Consider the following 3,151-nt stretch of genomic DNA (forward strand, 5'->3'; position numbering starts at 1 on the left):
CGGTCCTGCCCGTAGGTGGCGAGAAGCGCCTGCGCCTCGATCGGGTCGCCCAGGGTCGTGCCAGTGCCGTGCGCCTCGACCGCGTCGACCTGGTCCGGGGTGAGGCCCGCGTTGGCGAGGGCCTGCCTGATGACCCGCTGCTGGGAAGGGCCGTTGGGGGCGGTGAGGCCGTTGCTGGCGCCGTCCTGGTTCATTGCCGTACCGCGGACCACGGCCAGAACGCGGTGGCCGTTGCGGCGCGCGTCCGACAGCCGTTCCAGAAGCAGCATGCCCACGCCTTCGGACATGCCCATGCCGTCGGCGTCTGCCGAGAAGGCCCGGCACCGCCCGTCCACGGACAGGCCGCGCTGCCGGCTGAACTCGGTGAAGGAGGTGGGCACCGCCATCACGGACACACCGCCGGCCAGCGCCAGCGTGGACTCGCCCTGGCGCAGCGACTGCGCCGCGAGATGGAGTGCGACCAGCGAGGACGAGCAGCCCGTGTCCAGCGTCACCGCGGCGCCCTCCAGCCCGAGGACGTACGAGACGCGGCCCGAGGCGATGCTCGCGGTGTTGCCCGTACCGAGGTACCCCTCGATCTCCTCCGGGGTCTCGCCGAGACGCGAGCCGTAGTCGTGGTAGCTGACGCCCGCGAACACGGACGTACGACTGCCCGGCAGGCTCTGGGGGTTGATGCCGGCGCGCTCGAAGGCCTCCCAGGAGGTCTCAAGGAGCAGCCGCTGCTGCGGGTCCATCGCCAGGGCCTCGCGCGGCGAGATGCCGAAGAACGCCGGATCGAAGTCGGCGGCGTCGTACAGGAATCCGCCGTGCCGGGTGTACGACTTGCCGCGCTGCTCCGGGTCCGGGTCGTAGAACGCGTCCAGGTCCCAGCCGCGGTCGGTCGGCAGGCCGGAGATCACGTCGCCGCCGCGCAGCAGGAGTTCCCACAGTGCTTCGGGCGAGCGCACGCCGCCCGGGAAGCGGCATCCCATGCCGATGACGACGATCGGGTCGTCGTCATCGGCCGGCGGCGCGGCGGCGGTCCTGGCCGGCGCGGTGTCCGGCAGCGCGCCGAAGAACTCGTCCCGCAGATGAGCGGCGAGGACACCGGGGGAGGGGTAGTCGAAGACCAGGGTCGCCGGCAGCCGCAGCCCTGTGGCCGTGTTGAGCCGGTTGCGCAGCTCGACCGCGGTCAGCGAGTCGAAGCCGAGATCACGGAACGCCCGCCCCGGCTCGACCGCCTCCCCGGAGGCATGACCGAGCACCGAGGCCGCCTGCTCGCGGACCAGCTCCAGCAGCACCCGGTCCCGCTCCTCGGCCGCGAGACCCTCCAGCTGGTCGCGCAGCGGCGACGACGGCACGCTCGGCGCGTCCGCCCCCGACGAGGTGCCGACGGAGACGGTGGCCGCCTCCATCTCGCGCTGCGCCTCGGGAACACCCGCCAGCAGCGGGCGGGTCCCCGCCGACGTGAAGACAGGGACGAACCGCTCCCAGTCCACCTCGGCCACGGCCACGAACGTCTCGTCGTGCGCGAGGATCTGGCGCATGGCGGCGAAGGCCGTGTCCGGGTCGAGGAACGGCAGGCCTCGCGCCTGCAGCTGCTCGGGCTTGACGCCCTCCGGAAGCCGCTCCGGGTCCCAGACGTTCCACACGCCCCACGCGATCGAGCTGGCCTTGAGACCGCGGGCACGGCGCTGCTCCGCGAGCGCGTCCAGATAGGCGTTGGCGGCGGCGTAGGCACCGTGGTCACCGCTGCCCCAGACACCGGCGATGGAGGAGAACAGCACGAACGCGTCGAGATCGCCGCTGCCCAGCAGCTCGTCCAGGTGGGCGGCGCCCGCCACCTTCGCCGCCAGCACGTCCGCGAACTCGTCGAGCCCCGACTCCGCCAGCGACGCCAACTCGATGAACGCCGCCGCGTGTACGACCGTACGCAGGGACTCCCCGTCGGCCTTCAGCCGCTCCAGCACACGGGCGAGGGCCTCACGGTCGGCGGCGTCGCACGCGGCCACCGTGAGACGGACCCCCTCGGCCGCCAGCTCCGTCGTCAGCTCGGCCATGCCCGGAGCGGACGGGCCTCGCCTGCTGGTCAGCACCACATGCTCGGCGCCGTTGGAGGCGAGCCAGCGCGCGATGTGCGGACCGAGCGCTCCCGTTCCGCCGGTCACCAGCGCGGTGCCGCTCGTCCGCCAGCCGGGCGCCGCCGCCTCGGGCGCCTGCACGTCCGGCGTCCGCACGTCCAGCGGGGAGCGCACCAGGCGCCGGGCGAAGACGCCCGAGGCGCGGACCGCCACCTGGTCCTCGCCCGCCAGCCCCGCCAGCGCCGCGCACAGGCGCGCCCGCGCCCGGTCGTCCAGTTCGCGCGGCAGATCGACGAGACCACCCCAGCGCTCGGGCTGCTCCAGCGCGACGACCCGGCTCAGGCCCCAGACCTGCGCCTGCATCGGGCTGGTCACGGCGTCGGACGCCCCGACGGTCACCGCCCCGCACGTGCCGAACCACACCGGCACCTCGAGGCGCGCGTCACCGAGCGCCTGGACGAGAGCGAGCGTCCCGGCGACCCCGGCCGTCATGGCGGGATGCGCGGAGTGGGGGCCCTCGTCGAGGGCCAGGAAGGAGAGCACGCCGGCGAGCGGCAACTCCTGCGCGGAGAGCTTCTCGCCGATGAGATCGACGTACGCCCCACGCGCGGCCTCGGAGGCGTTCAGCTCCAGCGGCACGACCTGCGCGCCGTGCCGCGCCAGCCCCTCCGCCGCCGTACGGACGACGTCGTCGGTGGCCCGCCCTTCCGGGAACACCACGAGCCAGGTCCCCCCGAGCCTCGTCGTGGCACCCCCGTCGGCCACCGGCTTCCAGCTGATCCCGTACCGCCAGTCGTTCACCGTGGCCTCGCGCCTGCGCTCCTGCCGCCAGGACGCGAGTGCGGGCAGGACCGTGCTGAGCGAGGCGTCGTCGGACACGGCGAGCGTCTCCGCGAGCGACTCCCAGTCCTCGTTCTCGACGGCCTCCCAGAAATGGGTGTCGACGATGTCCGTCGCCGGGACGGGAGCGTGCGCCGCCGTGGGCTCTGGTACGTCGATCCAGTAGCGCTGGTGCTGGAAGGGGTAGGTGGGCAGGTCGATGTGTTGGCTGTTCCGAGGGATGGGCCAGTTGACGGGGTGGCCGTGGGTGT

General features: G+C 73.5%; 1 protein-coding gene. It reads right to left on the reverse strand.

Features of this window, described 5'->3' with window-relative positions; all coding sequences use genetic code 11:
* On the reverse strand, positions 1 to 3,151 hold a 3,151-nt coding region (locus ACF1GV_RS42465), incomplete at both ends, for an SDR family NAD(P)-dependent oxidoreductase (protein WP_391692516.1).

Origin of the sequence: Streptomyces sp. NPDC014006 (genome assembly GCF_043088925.1) — a bacterium.
Taxonomy (GTDB): Bacteria; Actinomycetota; Actinomycetes; order Streptomycetales; family Streptomycetaceae; genus Streptomyces.